Source organism: Pseudoalteromonas sp. MelDa3, assembly GCF_002863625.1.
GTDB classification, from domain to species: Bacteria; Pseudomonadota; Gammaproteobacteria; order Enterobacterales; family Alteromonadaceae; genus Pseudoalteromonas; species Pseudoalteromonas arctica.
In genome coordinates this window covers 1-17,122 of record NZ_PJBR01000094.1, presented here as the reverse complement: position 1 = coordinate 17,122, position 17,122 = coordinate 1, and the positions used below count along the sequence as shown (strand labels likewise).

General features: G+C 41.3%; 11 protein-coding genes. 8 read left to right on the top strand and 3 right to left on the bottom strand.

What is annotated here, in order from left to right; genetic code table 11:
- Positions 1-69: 69 nt before the first annotated feature.
- The 3 genes from CXF89_RS15555 to rlmB all read left to right on the top strand — a co-directional run bounded on the left by CXF89_RS15555 (position 70) and on the right by rlmB (position 4,437).
- Complete coding sequence (locus CXF89_RS15555) at positions 70-807, top strand: enoyl-CoA hydratase/isomerase family protein (protein WP_121955116.1); 738 nt, start codon at positions 70-72, stop codon at positions 805-807.
- A gap of 394 nt (positions 808-1,201) precedes the next feature.
- Entirely contained in the window at positions 1,202-3,697 is a 2,496-nt protein-coding gene (gene rnr, locus CXF89_RS15550; protein WP_121955115.1) for a ribonuclease R, read from the top strand.
- Positions 3,694-4,437, top strand: a complete 744-nt coding sequence (gene rlmB, locus CXF89_RS15545; protein WP_007378377.1) for a 23S rRNA (guanosine(2251)-2'-O)-methyltransferase RlmB — start codon at positions 3,694-3,696, stop codon at positions 4,435-4,437. Before rnr ends, rlmB begins: the two co-directional genes overlap by 4 nt.
- A gap of 196 nt (positions 4,438-4,633) precedes the next feature.
- Here the strand turns inward: rlmB and CXF89_RS15540 are convergent, their stop codons facing one another.
- Together CXF89_RS15540 and CXF89_RS15535 are read right to left on the bottom strand one after the other, a co-directional pair.
- A complete protein-coding gene (locus CXF89_RS15540; RefSeq protein ID WP_121955114.1) occupies positions 4,634-6,790 on the bottom strand; it encodes a TonB-dependent receptor family protein in 2,157 nt (718 codons plus the stop codon).
- A 187-nt stretch (positions 6,791-6,977) separates the two neighbouring features.
- Positions 6,978-7,829, bottom strand: a complete 852-nt coding sequence (locus CXF89_RS15535) for a LysR family transcriptional regulator (RefSeq protein ID WP_007579940.1) — start codon at positions 7,827-7,829, stop codon at positions 6,978-6,980.
- A 126-nt stretch (positions 7,830-7,955) separates the two neighbouring features.
- On the opposite strand from CXF89_RS15535, the gene CXF89_RS15530 reads away from it, so the two are divergent.
- The 5 genes from CXF89_RS15530 to CXF89_RS15510 all read left to right on the top strand — a co-directional run bounded on the left by CXF89_RS15530 (position 7,956) and on the right by CXF89_RS15510 (position 15,321).
- The gene (locus CXF89_RS15530; protein ID WP_002958026.1) at positions 7,956-8,555 is read left to right on the top strand and encodes a hypothetical protein; all 600 of its coding nucleotides are present in this window, start codon (positions 7,956-7,958) and stop codon (positions 8,553-8,555) included.
- A gap of 117 nt (positions 8,556-8,672) precedes the next feature.
- A complete protein-coding gene (gcvT, locus tag CXF89_RS15525; protein WP_121955113.1) occupies positions 8,673-9,755 on the top strand; it encodes a glycine cleavage system aminomethyltransferase GcvT in 1,083 nt (360 codons plus the stop codon).
- 73 nt (positions 9,756-9,828) lie between these two features.
- Positions 9,829-10,218 carry a glycine cleavage system protein GcvH gene (gene gcvH / locus CXF89_RS15520; RefSeq protein WP_024590231.1) on the top strand — a complete coding sequence of 130 codons (390 nt, stop codon included), beginning with the start codon at positions 9,829-9,831 and terminating at the stop codon, positions 10,216-10,218.
- A 161-nt stretch (positions 10,219-10,379) separates the two neighbouring features.
- Positions 10,380-13,271 (top strand): aminomethyl-transferring glycine dehydrogenase, encoded by a 2,892-nt coding sequence (gcvP, locus tag CXF89_RS15515; protein WP_121955112.1) that lies wholly within the window; start codon positions 10,380-10,382, stop codon positions 13,269-13,271.
- Between the two features lie 739 nt (positions 13,272-14,010).
- Entirely contained in the window at positions 14,011-15,321 is a 1,311-nt protein-coding gene (locus CXF89_RS15510) for a hypothetical protein (RefSeq protein WP_121955111.1), read from the top strand.
- Positions 15,322-16,045: 724 nt separating this feature from the next.
- Here the strand turns inward: CXF89_RS15510 and CXF89_RS15505 are convergent.
- Positions 16,046-17,122, bottom strand: a 1,077-nt coding sequence (locus tag CXF89_RS15505; protein WP_121955110.1) for a hypothetical protein, incomplete at its 5' end; no start/stop codon positions are given.

Below are 17,122 nucleotides of genomic sequence, written 5' to 3'. Positions count from 1 at the left end.
GTTGGTATTACTTATAAAAGTAACGAACAGCGCTTAAAGTTAGCTTAAAAAGCGCTAAAAGAGGGTTTAATGGCAAATCTAATAGAACTAACAACTAAAAATAACACCGCTATACTCACCATGAATACCGCTGAAAACCGTCACAATCCAGCGTTTTTGGCTGAGTTTAATTTACACCTTGACCACATCGAAGCAGATCAAAATATTAAGTCAGTTATTTTAACGTCTTCGAGCGATAAAAACTGGTCACTAGGTATCGACCTTCAATGGATGTCTAATCCAAGTATTTTACCAGCAGCAATTTCTGATTTTATGATTCAAATAAGTGACTTGTTTAAGCGCATAGTTACTTTTCCTATGCCTATTATTGCGGCGTTAAACGGACATACCTATGGTAATGGTTCTGTGCTTGCATGTACGTGCGATTTTAGATTTATGAAGTCAGACAGAGGCTTCTTTTGTTTTCCTGAAGTGGATGTAATGGTGCCGTTTGTACCGTCGATGTTTCCTATAATTAATAAAGCAATTTCGCAAACATTCTTTAATCGTTTAGCTATGTCAGGAGAGCGTGTTGGTGCTGATCAGTTGCTAGACAATAAAGTGGTTGAAGCTACATTTATTAATAACGACGAACTACAAGCAGGTGTACTTGAGTTTGCCCAGCAGTTTAATAAAAACCGCTGGATTTACGCTCAAAATAAAACACAAATGAATAAGCAAATTTTGCTTACAATGAAAGAAGAAGACCCAAGCTTTATTGATAATATAAGCAAACTGCTCTGGAAAAACCTACAAAAAAATAAATAACCTGAACTCTGGTTAAGAGATTTACTAACGTATTGAATCATGGTGATATTTAAATTTATTTTCTCTAGCCAGAGATTTTTAGTGAAAACAAGGCGAATTTACGCGTCAATAGCTGGCCTATTGCAAGTATATTCAACGCTGTTAGCGCTGAAAATAGCTGCTTGAGATAGATTTATTATCCAGAGCTCAGGTTATAATAGCGCGAAAGGGTTTTAGCATTACAACGAGATGACTAAACACTTTGCAGTTAAGGGGCCATTAAGCCCCATTGCGCTAGATTTTTAGGCTATACAGCTAAGGTAAAAGCGCTTTCTTAAAAGTTTAATAGCTTTTACCTGTCTCATTATAACTATATGGGTTAAAATACCTACATAACCAACTAACAAGATAGTGAATGTCAAACCAAGATCCAAATCTCAGTCGAGAACAAGAAAAGTACGAAAACCCAGTCCCTAGTCGTGAGTTTATACTTACTCACCTTCAAGAGCGTTCAAAGCCTGCTAACTACGCACAATTATGTGAAGAATTAGCAGTAAACGATGACGAACGCCAAATAGCATTTAAACGCCGCCTTCGCGCTATGGAGCGTGACGGACAGCTGTATTTTAATAAATTTAAATGCTATGCCCTAATTGACGAAGCCGGTTTAACCAAAGGCAAAGTAATAGGCCACAGAGACGGTTTTGGCTTTTTAGAAGTTGAAGGCGAGAGTAAAGATTGGTTTATTGCTAAACACCAAATGAACATGGTGTTACACGGCGACATTGTACTAGCTAAAGGCACTAAACGTGGCTCTGGCTCAAAATGCGATGCACGTATTATAAAAGTGCTTACTAACGAGCGCGCGCCAATTGTTGGCCGCTACTTTGTAGAGCATGGTGTTGCTGTTGTAGTCGCTGAAGATCCGCGCATCACGCAAGATATAATGATTTTACCAGGCAACGAAAACGGTGCCCGCCATAACCAAATGGTGCAGGTTAAAATTACACAAAATCCAAGCCGTAATATGAACGCGGTAGGTAAAATTATAGACGTACTTGGTGAGCATTTAGCCCCAGGTATGGAAATTGAAGTCGCACTGCGCAATCACGATATTCCACATGTATGGCCAGAAGAAGTTGAAGCACAAGTTGCCCACCTAGGTGAATTTGTTGACGAAGCTGACAAACAAGGTCGCGTAGATTTACGTGACATACCACTTGTAACTATTGATGGTGAAGACGCGCGCGACTTTGATGATGCCGTATATTGTGAACCTAAAAAATCAGGTGGCTGGCGCTTATGGGTTGCCATTGCCGACGTATCGCATTATGTAGGAATGAACACGCCGCTTAACAAAGAAGCCATTTTGCGTGGTAACTCAGTGTATTTCCCTGAGCAAGTAATTCCTATGCTACCAAAAGTGCTTTCTAATGGACTATGTTCGCTTAATCCAAAAGTAGATCGTTTATGTATGGTTGCCGAAATGACCGTATCGAGCGCGGGCAAACTTTCGGGCTATAAGTTTTACGAAGCGATAATGAACTCGCATGCACGTTTAACTTACACCAAAGTAAATGCCATTTTACAAAACGACGAAAAACTACGCGAAGAATACTCAGCCGTAGTGCCACATTTAACTGACTTACAGCAAATGTATATGGCACTTAAAGCAGCACGCCAAGACCGTGGTGCTATCGAGTTTGAAACCCTAGAAACACGTTTTGTATTTAACGCTCAGCGTAAAATAGAATCAATAGTGCCTGTTATTCGTAACGACGCGCACAAACTAATTGAAGAATGTATGATTTTAGCCAATGTATCGGCGGCTAAAATTCTTGAAAAGCACGAAGCAAGCGCGCTTTATCGTGTGCATGACGAACCAGATGGTGAAAAACTAGGTAACTTTACTAAGTTTTTAGGCGAGTTAGGTATTGAAAGCACATTAAGCGACGAGCCAACGCCAAAAGAAATAACCCAAGTATTAGCGCGACTAGGTGACCGCCCAGAAGCCGAACTAATTCAAACTATGCTACTGCGTTCAATGAAACAAGCTGTATATCAGCCAGATAACATTGGTCACTTTGGTTTAGCGTTATCGGCTTATGCGCACTTTACATCGCCAATACGTCGTTACCCAGATTTAGTAGTACATCGTGCTATTAAAGCAGTCATAAAAGCACAGGGTCAGCAAACGTCTGGCGAATACGCTTATACCGACGACGAAGTTGATCAATTAGGTGAGCAGTGTTCTACCACAGAGCGCCGCGCTGACGATGCAACTCGCGAAGTAGCCGATTGGCTTAAATGTGAGTTTATGCAAGATCATGTAGGCACTGAATTTAACGGTGTTATTTCATCGGTCACTAACTTTGGTTTGTTTATTCGTTTAGACGATTTACAAATTGATGGGCTTGTTCACGTTACTAATTTAGGCGACGAGTTTTTTGCGCATGATGCAGCAAAACACACCCTAATAGGTGAGCACTCTCACAAAGTTTATCGCCTTGGCGATAAAGTAACAGTAAACGTTGCATCGGTTAGTTTAGACGATCGCCGTATCAACTTAACGCTTAAAGGCGATGTTGCACAAGACAGATACTCACGTCGTCGTGCGCCAAAAAAAGGTTCAGGTAAATCTGAGCATGCGCCAGCAAGTGTTCGCTCGCAATTAAAAGCAGGCAAAGTACCGGGTAAAAAGTCGCACAGCGATGACAAACCAAAGGGCAAAAAAAAGCCAGCAAATAAAGATAAAGGCAAGCCTGCAAATAAGTCTGCAACAAAACCCGCAGATAAAAAAGCAGCAGACACTGCCGTAAAGAAAAAACCGAAGAAGAAGGCAGTTAGAAAGCCTAAAAGAGCTGGCAAAAATGCCCGCAAAAGTACTAGTCCAGGAGCAGATAATACGTGAGTAATGAATTAATTTTTGGCTTTCACTCTGTTGAAGCAATTTTAGAAAGCGAGCCAGAGCGCTTTGTAGAAATTTACGCCCTTAAAGGTCGTGACGACAAACGCTCAACTCCGATTATTGATGAAGCACGTAAATTTGGCATTTCAGTACAGTTTATGCAGCGTAAAGCCCTTGATAGCAAATCAAAAGGTGAGCAGCATCAAGGTATTATTGCCAACGTAAAAGCTGCTCCTACATTTAATGAAAAAGATCTTGATGCGATAATCGCTCGTGAAGACACGCCATTTTTACTTGTACTTGATGGTATTACCGATCCGCATAACTTAGGCGCATGCCTACGTAGTGCAGACGCGGCAGGTGTTCACGCTATAATTGTACCGAAAGATCGCTCTGCCAAGCTTAACGGCACAGCTCGTAAAGTAGCTTGTGGCGCAGCCGAAACAGTACCGCTTATTCAAGTTACTAACCTTGCACGTACGCTTCGCGAAATTAAAGATGCAGGCGTATGGGTTGTAGGCACTGCTGGCGAAACTGATAACCACGTATTTGATGCAAGCTTAACAGGCCCAATGGCTATTGTTATGGGCGCAGAAGGCGAGGGCATGCGACGCTTAACGCGTGAGCATTGCGATATGCTCGTTAAAATCCCAATGGCGGGTACAGTTTCAAGTTTAAACGTATCGGTGGCAACGGGTATTTGTTTGTTTGAAGTATTACGCCAGCGTAACGCAAATAACTAATACATAAAATGTAAGTTTTATGTATTAAAAAAGCCGAGATTGAAATTCAATCTCGGCTTTTTTGTGTCTGTAATTTACGCTTTAACTTTGTAAGCTTTGGTAAACGGTTTAATAACAGGGCAATAATTTAGATGTGTAGTGTTCTTACATAAAAAATTATTAACGCTGTTAGTGAACCGTTTAACCAGCTTTAAGCTTAAAAGCTATAAGTGTAGCCCATCTGTACAGTACGTGGCTTACCTGGCTGAATGCCACCGTTTGAACGGTTAGCAACGTATGTTTTATCAAACAAGTTATCAACGCTTAGGTATACTTTTTGATTTTCATCGATTAAGTATTTAGCGGCCAAATCCCATACTACGCGGCTATCAATTGCGTTTAAGCCTGACTGCGTTAAGTTAGCGTGCGCATCAGATACGTAACGAATTTGGCTGTTAACTACAAATGCAGAAAACTCAGCACCTAACGATAACGCGACTTGGTTTTTTGGTACGTAAGGCATTGCATCGCCTTTTTCTACCGCGCCCCAAATTTCTGAATCAAAATCGTTTTTAAACTCAGAGTCTGTGTATGTATACGTTAATTTAACTGGGAACATAGCTGTATCAGTTGCAAACGTACGTGCTGCACTAAATTCAAAGCCCGCTACTTCTACTTCACCGTAGTTGTATTGGTCGCCAATGTTGTCGTCGCTACAACCAACCGCTGCAGTACAGTTACCGTGCATGTTGTCGTAGTCTGAGTAAAATGCAATGACTTCACCGCTAAAGCCATCCATATTGAAGCGAGAGCCAAACTCAATGTTTACACTTTCTTCTTCTTCTTGGTCAGCATTACCAGGTGCTGCTGGTGCATACCCTTTTTGAATACCCGCAAGTAGCGTTACGTTTTCGTTAAGCGTGTAAGTAGCACCTAACGACGGAACTAAAATTTCAGTGTCATTCGACACATTTTTAGTTAAACCGTTGCTGCGCGTTGGATCTGATTTAGACCACTCTTCACGCGTAATAGTAATGTCTTCATAACGCAGACCTGCACTTACTACTAATGCATCAATTGTCCACTCGTCTTGAATAAACAAGGTGCTTGCTTCTGCGCTATCTACGCGGTTGCTGTCAGAGCCCGGAAGCCCTCGCTCTGTAAGCGTTAGGCTTAGGTCTTGATTAAGTGTGTAAGTATCTTGCCATTGAAAACGATCCATTTCGTCTTCGTGGTAACGCACACCCACAGTCACATAGTGATCGCCTGCAGGAATATGTAATTCAGACTGAATACCTTTAGCTTGGTAGTCGCGATTATTAGCTTTAACGCCAATACCTTCAATGCCTTCGCTTGTTGGGTTTGCTTCAAAATCGCTGTACTGCTCAAGAGTACTTAAACCTACGCTGCTGGCTTTATACCAGTTACGATGAAAATCGTTTAAGTAAGCCGTTGCTAAAAATTCATAGCCATCACCAAAACGGTACGCATAGTTAAGTTGGTATGCGTTGTGGCGCGTATTCATTTCATCGTTTTGCGATGCAGCATAACGGCGATAAGGACTTTCTTGATAGTCTTCGTCAGTTAAGCCCATGTATGTTTCGTCTGATGTTTCGTCAGAGTACTTAATTTTTAGCTCAAGATTATGCGCATCGTTTTGACCAAACGTATGGCCAAACTTTAATAGTAAATCTGTTTTTTCAAAGCCGGTGTTGTCATTGCCTACTGGTAGCTCTTTAAAGCCGTCTGCGCCGTAAGTAAATACTTCAATTAAGCCTGCTGTGTTGTTTTTTTCTTTACCGAAGTAAGCGTGACCTTTGTAGTAACCATCACCACCAAGGGCTGCATCTACCATACCTTTTGAGCTATTTGGCTCAGTAGGTAAGCTGCGCGAAAGTAAGTTTAAAACACCGCCCGTAGTACGTGGGCCGTACTTAACTGATGCCGCGCCTTTTAATACTTCAATAGACTCCATACGACCCGTAGTAGGGAAGTAGTAAGCAGATGGTGCTGAGTATGGTGCTGGTGCAACTAATACACCGTCTTCCATTACTGATATTTTATCGTTACGACCAGTACCTGTGCCGCGCATACCAATATTAGGACGAAGGCCGTAGCCGTCTTCTTCTTGCACGTAAACGCCCGGAACAGACGCTAAAACGCGAGAAATATCAGTAAATTTGAATTTTTGAAGTTCTTCATCAGAAATAAACGTAGCCGAACCAGGAATATCGTTAATTGCTTGTTCTGAGCCAATAACGGTAATTTGTTCAAAGCGTTGTTCTTTATTGCTGGTGTCTTTTGCTATTGCAGTAGCACTAAAAGACAAAGCAACCGCAGTTGCCAGGGTAGATACTAAAAACTTAGGGTTCATTGTGTTCCTAATCATGTCAATTATCTTAATTGGCGTAATTTGAACACGTTAACGAATACGAATCAATGTTATTAAGTATTTAATTATTCAGTTTAATAGAACTAAAAGCACCTACTTATGCAACTTTGTTAACTAAATTGTTTCTTTTGTATTATCTATAATTAGCTAGCTAGTTATAAAGTTTGGATTAGCTATAGCCTAAGCGTAGCGCTATAAACTCCGCGAGTTTGTCTACTGCATGGTCAGATTCACCCGAACTTTTAATTAAACTAATACCAATATTACCAAGAGTGGGTAAATGTTTGGTTTGAACTTGATAGTTAAGCTCACTCGGTACTGTGCTTTTAGCAAGTACGGTAATACCTAAGCCTTCTTTTAATGCAGCAATAAGGCCGGTTAAATCGGCGTTGCTATATACAATTCGGTATTTTATGCCCGCACTTTTTAATGCATCAATTGCACGGCGACGATAAATACACCCCTCTGGTGCGGTAACTAGCGTAACCACGTCGTTTTGCGCAAGTGACAGGTCGCCCACCCACACCAGCTCGTCTTGCATAAAAATAGGAAACTTATCGGAGTTAAGTCGCTCATTTAGCGCAAGTACTAAATCGAACTGATCTTGCCTTGAGGCCGAAAGTAAATGTTTACTTAAACGCGACTTAACTTCTAACGACACCTCAGGGTAGAGCGCCACAAAGTCGCCAATAATAGAAGGTAAAATACGCGCAGCAAACTCGCTCGGAATACCCAAGCGCACTTTACCTGCGATGTTTTCTGATGTGAACTGCTGCAAAATAGCATCGTTGTGTTGCATCATTTGTTTTGCCATAGGCAATAATAGCTCGCCGTACTGGTTTAATACTTGGCGCTGTCCTTGTTTTTTAAATAGTTTATAGCCAAGTACGTCTTCTAAGCGCTTTATTTGCAAACTGACAGCAGGTTGCGACAGGCCAAGTAAATCGCCTGCTTTAGCAAAGCCGCCTATTTCAACTACCATTACAAAAGTACGTAAACCGTCTGTTGATATGTTTTTCATATTTAAAATTACAATTTATATAGCTATATATATAAGTATTATTTATCAATTGATAAAAAATTACAATTTGTTGTTGGTAGGCGTGGGCAATATACTTTTGTAATCGAAAATACACAGGTGTTTGTTATGACTTTTAACCCAATAATGTTTGCCCGCCACAGCAACGCAAGTAGTGCGGTTACTAACGCTTTGCAAACTAACAACAATCACGTTGTAATGGATTTTAGCGGCACCGAAACCAGTGTATTTTTAAGCACTATTTTAGGCCTTGATTTAACTAAGCTTACCGCCAGCGGTTTAGGCTTAAAAGGCACGCTTGATGGCGACTATAATTCTGACTACAGCTTTGCTGTTTATTACTTTAGCGAAACCGCCTTTAGATTTGTACTGCCACACAACGCAAGCCTTCAACTACAAGCACTTATAAACGAGCAACAACTACGTTTTGATATTGATTATGTAGTACGCACCGACCTAGCAAGCTTTATTTTAAGTGGCGACAACGCGTTTGATACTCTAGTAAATGCTTTTAAATTAACACCCGGTTTGCGCCTTTCTGACGCGCAACTATGCTACGGTGCGCAAAGTGGTGATGTATTTATTACCGCCATTGATAAAAACGACGAACAACACTTTGTATTAGTCGCTAAACAACAAGAATTACAAAAATGGCAAAGCTACATGCAAGCGCAAGGTTTTGCACTTATGCATAGTGAAGCCGCATAACGAATACAAACAACAGGTGAACATAACAATGTTTACCTGTTTTTAATTGCAATTAAGCAATTAAAGTCTATTTAAGCCACGCCCTAAACAGGGTTAATTTAAACGTGAAGGAATGTTATGACTTCTAAAACTGTACTACATGCTAAGCACCTAGAAGCGGGCGCTAAAATGGTTGATTTTCATGGCTGGGAAATGCCAATCAACTACGGCTCACAAATAGAAGAACACAATAGCGTACGTACCGACGCAGGTATGTTTGACGTATCACACATGACTATTGTTGACATTGAAGGGCCTCAAGCACAAGCATTTTTACGTAAGCTAGTAGCTAACGACGTTGCAAAATTAACCGTACCAGGTAAAGCGCTTTACACAGGCATGCTTAACGAGCAAGGCGGTGTAATAGACGACTTAATTATTTATTTCTTTAGCGAAACCTTTTACCGCCTAGTTGTTAACTCAGCAACGCGCGAAAAAGACCTAGCGCATTTAGCTAACGTATCGAGCGACTTTGACGTAACGGTTACAGAGCGCCCAGAGTTTGCAATGATTGCAGTACAAGGCCCTAACGCTAAAGCAAAAACAGCCACTCTTTTAAATGCTGAGCAACAAGCAGCTGTTGAAGGTATGAAGCCGTTTTTTGGTGTTCAAGTAGGTGATTTATTTATTGCCACAACGGGTTATACTGGCGAAGACGGTTACGAAATAGTAGTACCGAACGACCAAGCAGCCGATTTATGGCAACAACTGCTAGACGCAGGTGTTAAGCCTGCTGGTTTAGGTGCACGCGACACGCTACGTTTAGAAGCAGGTATGAACCTTTACGGCCTAGATATGGACGAAAGCGTATCACCACTTGCAGCTAACATGGCATGGACCATTGCATGGGAACCAGAAGATCGTGACTTTATTGGTCGTGACGTACTTGTTAAGCAACGTGCAGAAAAAAGCACTGACAAACTAGTTGGCTTAGTGTTTGAAGAAAAAGGCGTTTTGCGTAGCGGTTCTAAAGTAATTGTTGACGGTGGGATAGGTATTATTACTTCTGGTACTTTTTCACCAACACTTGGTTTTAGTGTAGCCCTTGCACGTGTACCACGTTCAACAGGCGATACAGCTCAAGTAGAAATGCGTAAAAAATTAGTAAACGTTAAAGTAGTAAAGCCTAGCTTTGTACGTAACGGTAAATCAATAATTTAAATAATTTGGTTATACCAATCACAATAATTATTGTGATTGGTATCCTCCCAATATAAACCAAAGGACAAATAAAATGAGCAACATTCCTAGCGAGTTAAAATACGCACCTTCACACGAGTGGGTTCGCAGTGAAGGCGACGGTACATTTACTGTTGGTATTTCTGAGCATGCACAAGAACTTCTTGGCGACATGGTATTTGTTGAATTACCAGAAGTTGGCGACGAAGTAGACGCTGGCGAAGACTGTGCAGTAGCAGAGTCAGTTAAAGCAGCATCAGACATTTACGCACCTATCAGTGGCGAAATTGTTGCTATTAACGAAGAACTTGAAGATTCACCTGAAACAGTAAACAACGACGCTTACGGCGACGGTTGGTTATTCCGTATTAAAGCATCTGACGAGTCTGAGCTAGACAACTTATTAGACGCTGAAGGTTACTCGCACACTATCGACGAAGAATAATCATTTTTTGAAGATAACTAAAAGCCCCGTTTAATGTATAAAAATGGGGCTTTTATGATTTTACAGCTCACCACCCCATACTAAATGAACTGTTAAATCGTCAAATATTTTAATTAATGCTAGTTACCCATTAGCATTTAGGATCATAGGAATCTGGATTCATGTCAAACGCCAAATCTCTTGAAGAACTAGAGCAAAAGCAAGATTTTATTCGCCGCCATATTGGGCCAAGCCCAGCACAAGTAAGCGATATGCTAAGTGCTTTAGAAGTATCGAGTGTGCAAGAGCTGATCGACCAAACTGTACCGGCTAGCATTCGTCTAGAACAACCGCTAACAGTTGGCGAAAGCCGTACTGAAGTTGAAACACTAAGCTACCTAAAATCAGTAGCCAGCAAAAATAAAGTTTTCAAATCGTACATTGGCCAAGGCTACCACCCAACTAACGTACCGCACGTAATTTTACGTAACGTACTAGAAAATCCAGGTTGGTATACAGCGTACACACCGTATCAGCCAGAGATTGCTCAAGGGCGTTTAGAATCATTATTAAACTTCCAAACTATGACCCTAGATTTAACCGGTCTTGATTTAGCAAGTGCATCATTACTTGACGAATCAACAGCGGCTGCAGAGGCTATGGGCCTTGCAAAACGCGTATCAAAAGCTAAAAAAGCCAATGCCTTTTTTATTGCCGACGACGTACACACACAAACAATCGACGTAGTAACAACGCGTGCCGAGCAGTTTGGTTTTGAAATAATTGTAGGTAAAGCAGAAGATGCCGTTAACTTTGATATTTTTGGCGCATTGTTCCAATACCCAACTACATCAGGCGAAGTGGTAGACATAACAGACCTAATTGCTGGCGTACAAAGCAAAAAGGCCATTGCCTGTGTTGCTGCCGACATAATGAGTTTATTACTATTAAAAGCACCGGGTAAACTAGGCGCAGACGTAGTACTTGGTTCGGCTCAACGTTTTGGCGTACCTATGGGTTACGGCGGTCCACACGCTGCATTTTTTGCAACACGTGACGCATACAAGCGTTCATTACCAGGTCGTATTATTGGTGTATCTAAAGACCGTTTAGGTAACGACGCACTACGTATGGCAATGCAAACGCGCGAACAACACATTCGACGCGACAAGGCCAACTCAAACATTTGTACAGCGCAAGTATTACTTGCCAACATGGCAGCGTTTTACGCGGTATACCACGGCCCACAAGGCTTAAAAACTATCGCGCAGCGTATACATCGCTTTGCTGATATTTTAGCAACAGGCTTAAAAGCTAAAGGCGTAGCACTTAAGCACAGTACTTGGTTTGATACGCTAACAGTAGTAAGCGACAGCAAAGACGACGTAACAGCACGTGCAATTGCAAAAGGCGTAAACTTTGCAACAAACCACGAAGGCGAGTACTCAATTTCGGTATCAGAGACAACAACACGTGCCGATATCGCTGAGTTATTTGATATTATTTTAGGCGAAGGCCATGGCCTAAGTGTTGACGCTATTGCAGCCGACGTTGAAGCAAATGGCAGCGAGTCAATTCCTGCAAGTTTAGTACGTGATGACGAAGTACTAACGCATCCAAACTTTAACAGCTACCACAGCGAAACAGACATGCTTCGCTACATTAAGCGACTAGAAAGCAAAGACTTATCGCTTAATCACTCAATGATCTCGTTAGGCTCATGTACCATGAAACTAAACGCGACCGCCGAGATGATCCCAATTACGTGGCCGGAGTTTGCAAACCTTCACCCATTCTGCCCGCTAGATCAAGCAGAGGGTTACCAAATAATGATTGGCGAGCTACACGACTGGCTAGTAAACATTACCGGTTACGATGCAGTATCACTACAGCCAAACTCTGGTGCACAAGGTGAATACGCAGGCTTAATCGCGATTCGTAAATACCACGAGTCACGAGGGGATGCACAGCGTAATGTATGTTTAATCCCAAGCTCTGCGCACGGTACTAACCCTGCATCAGCGCAAATGGCAAGCATGAAAATTGTGGTAGTTAACTGCGACAAAAACGGTAACGTAGACATGAGCGACCTTAAAGCGAAAGCTGAGGAAGTGTCTGAAAACTTATCGTGCATTATGATCACATACCCGTCTACGCATGGCGTATACGAAGAAACAATTCGCGAAATTTGTGACATTATTCATGAGCACGGCGGCCAAGTTTACATGGACGGCGCAAACATGAACGCGCAAGTTGGCGTAACAAGCCCAGGCTTTATTGGCTCTGACGTATCGCACTTAAACTTGCATAAAACGTTTTGTATTCCACACGGTGGCGGTGGTCCAGGTGTTGGCCCAATTGGTGTTAAATCGCACCTTGCGCCATTTATGCCAAACCACAGCGTAATTAACGTACCAGGTACTAACATTGGTAACGGTGCCGTATCGGCAGCGCCTTACGGCTCAGCCGCTATTTTACCTATTTCATGGGCTTACATTACCATGATGGGTTCAGAGGGCTTAAAACAAGCCACTGAAATGGCAATCGTTAATGCTAACTACTTAACGCATGAGCTAAGCAAGCACTTCCCAATTTTATACCGTGGTCGTAACAACCGTGTTGCTCACGAATGTATTGTTGACTTACGCCCGCTTAAAGAGCTATCAGGCATTACTGAAATGGACGTAGCTAAGCGCTTGCAAGATTACGGCTTCCATTCACCAACTATGTCGTTCCCAGTAGCTGGCACATTAATGATTGAGCCAACTGAGTCTGAATCAAAAGGTGAGATTGACCGCTTTATCGAAGCAATGGTGTCAATTAAAGGCGAAATCGAAAAAGTAATCTCTGGCGAATGGTCAATCGAAAACAACCCGCTAGTGTTTGCCCCGCATACACAAGGCGACGTGTTAGGTAACGAATGGGACCGTGCGTACGACCGTTTTTACGCTGCATTCCCAGTGCCTGCAGTAGCTAAAAACAAGTTCTGGCCAACCGTTACACGTATTGATGACGTATACGGCGACCGTAACTTAGTGTGTGCTTGTCCACCGGTTGAGACTTATCGCGACTAAGAACAGAGACTAATTTTTTGACCTTTAATGGGTAGTAAGTCCCATTATAGTTTGGGAATTTATCAAAATTAAAAAAGTCGTTGCAGCAATGCAACGGCTTTTTTGTGTGTGGTGATTCGCCATAAATTATATGGGCGTAGGTTGGGAAGAGTGAAACGAAACCCAACAAATCACAAATATACTTACTCACTTAAAAGCCAAGAGTATGTGTTATTTATTGTAGTCGTTTAGCTTGCTGACGCGCGGGCGGCAGCCTGAATAAGTATTTGAATAGGTGTTTGAGGTCACCATCATCGATAACGCGAATACGTTTCGCATTTTTTTAAGATTAGAAACCTTATTCAAGGTTTTGTCGCGCTGGCGACAGCAGCCAAAGAGGGGCTGCCCCTGGTCCCTCTCTGGTCTATCTTCGTCTTATCGCGCATCCATACGCGATATTACTAATCAATTGCTCATTTTAATGGCGTGGTGACGGGGGAAGGTGTTAAACGTGATAATTGTTTTGGCCTTGGCAAGAAACAAGACCTGACCCTTTGCATTTTTCTGTATTCTAGACTTTAGCGAGTAACTTTAGCTTTAATAAATGCTTAACTTTGCAGGTATGGCTATTTGTTGGCTTTATTTGTGAGTTGTATGTTTTTTTGTTTACAAATTATTGCAATTTAGTTGCTAAATAACTTGTTGTTGCTCTATTTAAGTTGAGATAATGAAACGGAATAAACTTAATGGACTAATAAAAATGAATAAATTTATACTTACCCCACTCGCTATTGCACTTTCTTTAACGCTCAGCGCATGTGGTGGCTCTTCATCAGATGGGAATTCTGCAAGCTCATCAAATGGCGGCAGTACTGCTCAGCTTCAAACTATTTCATTACAAGCATTAACTCGCCAGTGCGGGACCGATTCTGCGTATCAAACTGATGTTGTTTTTCATAACGACGATGGTGATGCTATAGGCTCTGTTAAAACCGACGCCCAAGGTAATTTCTCAGGTGAACTACCTTCTGGTACAAGACATGTATCATTACTGGGCGATGTGGTTGATGAGACCGACGGTGGTTATAAGCAAATTTTCACTGAGCTTGATATTGAAAATAGAGCTAATTTAGGCAAGTTTTATTTTAATAACTTTAGCGAAGGTTGTGGGTGTACTGAATATAATGTTGATACAACAGCGCTAAGTACGATTGCATCTGATTACACGATATACCAATCTCAAGGTAATGAGGTTTCAGGTTCTGTAAATATTTGTCCTAGTGACAATAAGCTCTATTTAACAGCGCTGTCTAGGTATTCAGTTGATGCAAAAGCAGCAGTTATTGATGTACCGGTAAACTCGTCAGTTATTACGCTAACTGATGAAGATTTTATTCATGACGGTGTTGAAGTTCCTGTTCAATTAGATTTTAATGCTGATTATTCTAGTACTAGAGGTTATATTGAAGCTGAAAATACTTATCAGTTTGTTCAATATAGTTTTTCAGGAATATCAGACACTCTTTTTATATTCCCCACAGTAACTGAGCACAATTCTTATGTGCAGTTTGATTTTATGTCCGACCCGATGAACGTAGATGGTGTTGAAGTTGATATCCACAGTTATGCTCGAAGCGCAATAGAAACTGATGGTGATTATCAGCTGACAGAGCTTCCCACGATTACTGATGATTTAGGGTTTAGTTTACTTCAGATTACTGAAAACAATGATGCAAGCTTTGACTTTAGCAATGTAGATAACCGGTTTGCTCGAACAACATGGGGTTATAGTTTTTTAGTTGATGATGCTGCAGAAAGCAGGTTCGATTGGACAATAAGAGGTGGCATAAGCGGTCAAATTCCTGATTTATCTTTCGGTAGTATTTTTCCTGAACCTACCGATGAAGTTATTTTAGAAGAGCTAACGTTATTACTTTATGGCTATGCTGGTAATGCAACCGATGCAAACAGTTATGCACAATTATTAGATACGATTTCTGAAGGCGGGCATTTAACTAAGCCTGAATTTAGTAATTACGTATATATATTCATAGGTGCTGAGTTGTATTAGTTGTCACGTTTTATTTTGTAGTATAAGGCCACATTTTTGGCCTTATACATTAAAATCAAAGGGGTCACTCATTAGAAAGTTCCAGTCAAGCAGGCTGCTGTGTTTTCTTGAACTTTTTATTCAAAAATCAAGTATTCTTATTATTTAAACTCAATTTAAATATGGCTACGCACTGTACCCTATACAACTATTAATGACGTCGATTGGTGTGAATATACACCATGGCTTGAATAAAGAACGCCATATGAGTTTAAGCGTTTTAATTGAGCATCATTGATGATTAATTAAGGCTCTTGGCTTACCTCTCAGTCATCGTTTAGTGCCAATATCGGCCCAAACAACAAATGCCTTGAAATTATACTTATAATCTCTATTATTGACATCAACAACACCCCTCCCGCTACCCGTAAGCTCAGCGCCCTGCGAGGGGGTAATTATTTCTATAGTATGGTAAAAGGATTTAGCCTTCATGCAGATCCCCAAAGCCCCATAACAACTGTGCAGCAAGTCGACTTTCTAGTGGAACCAAAGGCACTAAATTTTGACTAGACATCAAATACCTAGCTTTTTAGTTTATTGCTCATCGAGTTAATTACTCTGTCTAGACCACTGTGAATAGAATATGAAAATGCGTTTACCATGTGATTAACCGTGGGAGAGTGCATGAGAAAATAAAGGGCAATGTTATTGCCCTTTATTATGTGCTTAAACTAGTCGTTCTAAACTATAGCGCTACTAAGCTTTGCTCTAGCATTGCCTTTATTTGTTTTACTATTTTAGCTTCTGTTTCAGGTTCGAATTGTTGTATACGTGGGGTATGAATATGCCCTGTAGGTATACTTGAATTAAGCGCATCGCGCAGGCGAATACTGCGGTACGATATTTCGTTAGACAGGTAACCACCACCACCGCCATTAACCGCAATACTATTTTTAAGCTCGCCGTACGAACCGGCTTTATAGGTTTTTTCAAGCGTGGTGACTTCGTGATTGTCGATAACTTTATAAGGGCCTTTGGCTTGTTGCATGTAAGTTAAAGGCAAGCTAAATTTTACAAACTCGTTGCCCGGGAGTGGTCTGCCATTAAGCTTTGGTATTACTGGGCTTGTTTGCGTTCCACCATACACAATATTGGCATTATCGGGGGCAGTTACACTGCGACGTTTACCCGGAAAGTGCTCTAAATCAAATTCTGTTCTGCCCATACTTACGGTTACTACCATGTCTACATTATTAAGTGCGTAGTAGGGGGCAAGTAGCGATTCTATTATACCTTGATCAAAGTCTTCGTAGCGCACAGGCACCATAACGGTGTTAATTTCTGCGCTTATGCCGTTGTAATTAATAACTTGGCCGTCGAGTAATAACGCCGCAACACCTGAAGGATTACTTTGGTTTATGTTTTTATCGAGTAAAAATGGGTCAAAGCCAGTTAGTAATATTTTTTTAGTGCTGCCTGATGAAAAAGCAAGGTCGGTACGGCCTCTGCTGCCGTCCTCAAGCATTGTTAGTAAAGTATTTAGTTGAGCCTGCGTAATTGAAAATTTAGGTGACGTTGTGCGTATTACTTTGCTTGAAAGCAGGCGTGCCCAGTAAAGCTCTCGGTCGTCGTAGTTATTGGTTTTTAGTATGCGTTGTTTTGCGTTTTCCCACAGTTCAAAGCTGAAGCTTTGTACTAATGTTTTTGCACTTTTAAAGTCGTTTAATTCTTTAAATTGTTGTTCAAAATTTGATACTTGTGGGGTAAATGCATTTAAAACATTTGGCATTGCTGATTGTGCTTTGTTGATACGCTGTTCTTC

Coding starts and splice junctions, on each gene's coding strand:
- CXF89_RS15555 (WP_121955116.1), top strand. CDS start 70: ATGGCAAATCTAATAGAACTAACAACTAAAAATAACACCGCTATACTC.
- gcvP (WP_121955112.1), top strand. CDS start 10,380: ATGTCAAACGCCAAATCTCTTGAAGAACTAGAGCAAAAGCAAGATTTT.
- rnr (WP_121955115.1), top strand. CDS start 1,202: ATGTCAAACCAAGATCCAAATCTCAGTCGAGAACAAGAAAAGTACGAA.
- CXF89_RS15530 (WP_002958026.1), top strand. CDS start 7,956: ATGACTTTTAACCCAATAATGTTTGCCCGCCACAGCAACGCAAGTAGT.
- CXF89_RS15510 (WP_121955111.1), top strand. CDS start 14,011: ATGAATAAATTTATACTTACCCCACTCGCTATTGCACTTTCTTTAACG.
- gcvH (WP_024590231.1), top strand. CDS start 9,829: ATGAGCAACATTCCTAGCGAGTTAAAATACGCACCTTCACACGAGTGG.
- gcvT (WP_121955113.1), top strand. CDS start 8,673: ATGACTTCTAAAACTGTACTACATGCTAAGCACCTAGAAGCGGGCGCT.
- CXF89_RS15540 (WP_121955114.1), bottom strand. CDS start 6,790: ATGAACCCTAAGTTTTTAGTATCTACCCTGGCAACTGCGGTTGCTTTG.
- CXF89_RS15535 (WP_007579940.1), bottom strand. CDS start 7,829: ATGAAAAACATATCAACAGACGGTTTACGTACTTTTGTAATGGTAGTT.